Annotated in this window: 7 protein-coding genes; 2 read left to right on the forward strand and 5 right to left on the reverse strand. The window is 66.3% G+C overall.

Annotated elements, in window-relative coordinates:
- Window positions 1-880 (reverse strand): MobQ family relaxase (gene mobQ, locus ACUHMQ_RS20165; protein ID WP_445297243.1); only part of this gene is annotated, 880 nt, incomplete at its 3' end.
- Window positions 881-1,062: 182 nt separating this feature from the next.
- Here mobQ and ACUHMQ_RS20170 point away from each other — a divergent pair.
- Window positions 1,063-1,359, forward strand: a complete 297-nt coding sequence (locus tag ACUHMQ_RS20170; protein WP_445297244.1) for a DUF8583 domain-containing protein — start codon at window positions 1,063-1,065, stop codon at window positions 1,357-1,359.
- The gene (locus ACUHMQ_RS20175; RefSeq protein ID WP_445297245.1) at window positions 1,356-1,709 is read left to right on the forward strand and encodes a DUF3147 family protein; all 354 of its coding nucleotides are present in this window, start codon (window positions 1,356-1,358) and stop codon (window positions 1,707-1,709) included. Before ACUHMQ_RS20170 ends, ACUHMQ_RS20175 begins: the two co-directional genes overlap by 4 nt.
- A gap of 705 nt (window positions 1,710-2,414) precedes the next feature.
- Here the strand turns inward: ACUHMQ_RS20175 and trfA are convergent.
- From trfA to ACUHMQ_RS20195, 4 genes are all read right to left on the reverse strand, one after another.
- Window positions 2,415-3,329: a plasmid replication initiator TrfA gene (trfA, locus tag ACUHMQ_RS20180; protein WP_445297246.1), complete on the reverse strand. Its 915-nt coding sequence runs from the start codon at window positions 3,327-3,329 to the stop codon at window positions 2,415-2,417.
- Window positions 3,329-4,003, reverse strand: a complete 675-nt coding sequence (locus ACUHMQ_RS20185; protein WP_303675576.1) for a hypothetical protein — start codon at window positions 4,001-4,003, stop codon at window positions 3,329-3,331. The genes trfA and ACUHMQ_RS20185 overlap by 1 nt, the downstream gene beginning before the upstream one ends.
- Entirely contained in the window at window positions 4,003-4,182 is a 180-nt protein-coding gene (locus tag ACUHMQ_RS20190) for a CopG family ribbon-helix-helix protein (RefSeq protein ID WP_303675573.1), read from the reverse strand. Before ACUHMQ_RS20190 ends, ACUHMQ_RS20185 begins: the two co-directional genes overlap by 1 nt.
- Before the next feature lie 51 nt (window positions 4,183-4,233).
- Window positions 4,234-4,587: hypothetical protein (locus ACUHMQ_RS20195; RefSeq protein WP_445297247.1), on the reverse strand; the 354-nt coding region annotated here is incomplete at its 5' end.

Below are 4,587 nucleotides of genomic sequence, written 5' to 3' on the forward strand. Positions count from 1 at the left end.
GGAAGTCGGCCACGCCTGCGGCGGCGGCCTGCTTCACCTCGGGCGCGGGCTGGCGGTCGCGCTCACGCTTGGCCGCCTCAAGGTCGCCCGACAGGTCGAGGATGCCCCGGTCGATCTGGCGGCCCTGCCGCTCCAGCTCGCCCGCCTCCTTGGCGCGGGTCAGCCGGTCGGCTACCTCGGCCTCGAAGTCCAGCCGCTTGCGGCTCGGCTCGCCGGTTCGGCGCTCGTAGCCGGTGGCCGCTGGCCCAAGGTGCCGGGTCGGCTCCCGGTCGATTCCCTGCGCCTCAAGCGTGCGGTGATCGACGCGGGCCTCTATGCCCGCCTCGCGTAGCCGCTCGTTCTGCAAGCTGGCGAACCGCTCACGCCACTGCGTGACGATCTGCGGCCCGGTTTTCTGGTCGTCCAGCTCGCGGGTTTTCTCGGTGAAACCCTCCGGCCCAAGGCGGCGGGTCGATAGCAGGATGTGCGCGTGGTGGTTGCGGTTGTCGCCCTCCTTGCCGGGGGCGTGAATCGCCACGTCTGCCGCGCAGCCGTGCCGGTCCACGATCTCCCGCGCCAAGTCGCGGGCCAGCCGCTGCCGCTCGGCGGGGGAAAGTTCCTCCGGCAAGGCTATCTCGAACTCGCGGGCTACCGTCGAGTTCTTCCGGGTCTCGGCCTGCTCGGCTGCGTTCCAGAGTGCCGCCCGGTCGGCGGCCCACTCTGGCGCACCGGCAGGCAAGACCAGCTCGGCGGATTCGACTCCACCCTTGCGGGTGTAGTCGTGAATCTCGCCGGTTCGCTCGTCGGTGATTTCCACCCCGGCACGATAGGCAGCGGCGGCGGTCGCAGTGCGACCAGCCGACCGGCTGACTGTCTTGACGGATAGGTGGTAAATCGCCACGGGCTGCCTTTGGGGTTGGTTTTCAGCGCCGCAGGCCGCACGCAAACGAAGTTTGCATAAGTGCGCCCTTGCTGTTCGCTGCGGGTCTGTGCTCCGGCGTATTCTACGCCTCCGCACCCACTCGCGCACCTATCACCTGTCGGGGTAAAATGCAAGGCATCAATCCCACAGGAGGCGCACCAATGGCAACCATCGAAGAACGCATTGCAGCACTAGAGGCCAAGCTCAAACAGGAGAAGGCCAAGAAGCAACAGATCGAAGCCCGCAAGAGGGCCGCAGAATCCAAAGCCAAACGCTCACAGGACACCCGGCGCAAGATTCTGGTCGGCGCTGCCATCCTCGCCAAAGTCGAGCGTGGGGAATGGCCTCAAGACAAGCTGCTTGCCCTGCTGGATGCGTCGCTGAACCGTGCCGATGATCGGGCCTTGTTTGACCTACCAGCCGTCCAGCCTCAGAAGCCAGACGGGGCCATATCATGATTGGCTGGGTAATCACCAAATACGCCGCAACCGCCGCTGTTGTAGTGCTAGTTTCCGAGGCAGCAAAACGTAGCGATAAACTAGGTGGTTTTGTTGCAGCGCTGCCGCTGGTAACCCTGTTGGCATTGATTTGGCTTTACGTGGAGAAGCAGCCCTCAGAGAAGATTGCCAATCACGCTTGGTACACCTTCTGGTATGTCCTGCCGACGTTGCCTATGTTCCTCATTTTCCCGGCACTGCTGCCCCGTCTTGGCTTTTGGCTCACGCTTGGGGCTTGCATCACGTTGACGGTCATTCTGTTTGGCCTCTTTGCGCTGCTTATTGGCCGATTTGGCATCAATTTGCTTTAAGCCGTGGGGCGCTGCCCCACACCCCGCGTTCGCCACGTGGCAGGGGTGCAGGGGACGGCCTTCGGCCTTGAACCCCAGCACCCCACCACTGGAACGTCTGCCGCTCCGGTTCAGCGTCAAGGGTGCGGCTTCGCCCCAGTCCTCACCCGGTCGCCTTCGGCGCTGCGGCTTCCGGGCTGGCCCTTGACCCTGCCCCTCCGCTGTCCCGGTGTTGGAACGGAGAGGGGGTCAAGGGGTCGTGGAATACCGCAGCCCTGCAAGGGCGAGGATATGCCGCGAAAGCCCCTTGATGCCCTCGCAGTGACCCACGCTCCCGTCATGGGTGTAGGGGGTTTGAGGCCGAAGGCCGTCCCCCTGCACCCATGACGACAGAGGGCGACTCGCTCCCCTCGCTGGCGAGGGGCGGGGGGGAGTGGTTGAGGGCCGTTGTTTGCCCCCTCTGGGGGCGTCGATTTGGGGGAAGGGTGGAGCCCGCAGGGCGACCTAGGGGGCTTGCCCCCGTGGTCGCGGCGCAGCCGCTGGGTGATTAAATAAGGATTAAAACCGGATTAGCTTGGTTTTGCCGAAACGCGCAAACCCGCGCCAGTGCTGGCTTTTCGGCCTGTTCGGCCTGTGGATAGCCTACCTGCTGGAACGGTATCGCCTACCTGCTGGAACGGTATCGCCTACCTGCTGGAACGGTATCGCCTACCTGCTGGAACGGTATCAAGCGCGAGGCTTCCGGGGCTTGCTGGCCTTCTTGGCCAAGTGCCGCCGCTGCGCCCCTTGGGCCTTCTTCTCGACATGCACGAGGTCGCCGCGAATGTCGGAGCTGAACCCCTCGCCGTGGGCTGCGCTGGCCTCTGCCACGTCGTCCAGCGCCTTGCGCAGCGTCTGGGCGAACTTCCACATCTCGCCCGCCTCGCTACCGCAGAGCCGGTGCAGCGTTTCGATCTTGAGTGGGAACGGCGCGGCGTGGCTGGCGTAGAAGCCGTGCAGCCACTGCGCGAGCGGCTTCCCGTCCAGCTTGTGACGCACGGCCCATTCCACCTGCGTGAACTGGTCGGCGGCGAACAACGGGCGCAGCTTGGCGTCCAGCTCGATGACCCACTCCTGCGTTTCCTCGTCCTTGGCCGCTCCGGCAATCAGGCTGCCGATGTAGCTGTATCGGCCCTGCTTGACCGTCAGGGCGCTGGCCACAAGCCGCGTGATGCGCTTGTTCAGCGTCGCCCGGTTCTTGCCGGTGTCGGTCTTGCCCATGAGCTTCAGCAGGGCGTAGGACGTGACGCGGCACGTGCTGCCCAGCTCCTGAAGGCGCACGGCGTGCAGCACGCTTTCCCACACGTCGAGGTCGCCTTGATCGAGGCGCTGCCCGGTGTAGCGGATCTCGATGCCATCGAGCGCGGCGAGCTGCTCGCCGTCGATGTAGCGGCGTTTGCCCTTGGCGATCGCGCCGAACAAGGCAGACCGTAGGAAGCCGTTCGGCACCGCCCGGACAGGCTCCGGCCATAGCGGGAGCTGCACCACGTTTTTCGGTAGGGGCGCACCCGGCAGAGGGTCGCGCTTCTCACGCTCGGCCCGCTGGCGGGCCTTCTCTTGCATCTCCGCGATACGCGCGGTCAGGTCGCCCATGCGCTTCATCAGTACCCCCGCAACACGAAGTAATCGCCGTCCTTGCCGTAGCCGCTGCTCTTGTCGATGCGGACGCACAGGCGGCCTTGATCGCCGCATTTCTCCAGCTTGGCCCGACCGCCACGCTTGGCCCAGTCCTCGGCGTTCGCCTGCAACTGGGCGACTTCGCCCAGGAGCGCGGCTTTCTGCTCGGCCAACTGTTCGACCTGGTGGCGCTGCCACCAGACGGCCAGCCAGGCGGCCAGCAGCACGGCCACGATGCCGCCCGCTGCCGCACCACCGGCCAGCATGGCCCAACGCCAGCCAAAGGCGGCCACGGCCCCGGATAGCTTGCCCTCGGCCTCGCCGGCGGCCTTCACCACGCCCGAGAGCTGCCCGACGATGGGCCTAGAAGCCTCGCCAAGCGCCTTTGCGGCCGCGTCTGAGGCTCCAGCAAGGGATTGCCGCACCGAAGCGCCTACGGCCTCGCCTGCGGCCTTCTGGATGGCCGGAACGGCCTCCGCTGCCGCCTTGCGCACCTCGCCAGCCACACCGGCCACGCTGGCCGCTGCTTGCGCCACGGCGGCGCGTTCCTTGGCGAGAGCTGCCCGCTCTGCGGTCAGGCCGTCCAGCGCGGCCTTGACGGCCTTCTGGTGCTCCTCGGCCACGGCCATGAGGCCGAATAGCTGCTGTTGCGCGTCCATCACTTCACCCCCTTGCCGTCTTTCAGCAAGTCGCCCTGTGCGTGGCGCTTGACGTACTCGCGCATGAAGTCGCGCAGCAGTTGGGAGCCGGTGCGGTCGTTGGCCTTGGCGGCCCGGTCGTAGGCGTCCCGTAGGGACTTCTCGACCCGGAATGTCATCGTGGTTTTTTCGTCGCTCATGGTGTTACCTCCTGAACGACATAGTAAAGCATTTGCACATACAGCGCAATGCTATCTTGACCAGCTCGGGCCGCTGTCGCGCTCCTGCTTCTTGGCCTCACGCTCTTGGCGCTGGCGCTCCCTCTGGTCGGCCAGCTCCTTGAGCCGGTCGGCCTGCGCCTGCTGCCGGGCCTGCTCGGCCTGCTTCTGGCGTTCCTGCTCGGCCTTCTGCCGCTCGAACGCCTCGCGGGCCTGCTGCTTGCCCAGCTCGGCCAGCTTCTGCGCCTCGAACATCGCCCGGAAGTCGGCCACGCCTGCGGCGGCGGCCTGCTTCACCTCGGGCGCGGGCTGGCGGTCGCGCTCACGCTTGGCCGCCTCAAGGTCGCCCGACAGGTCGAGGATGCCCCGGTCGATCTGGCGGCCCTG

Source organism: Chitinimonas violaceus (genome assembly GCF_052601015.1).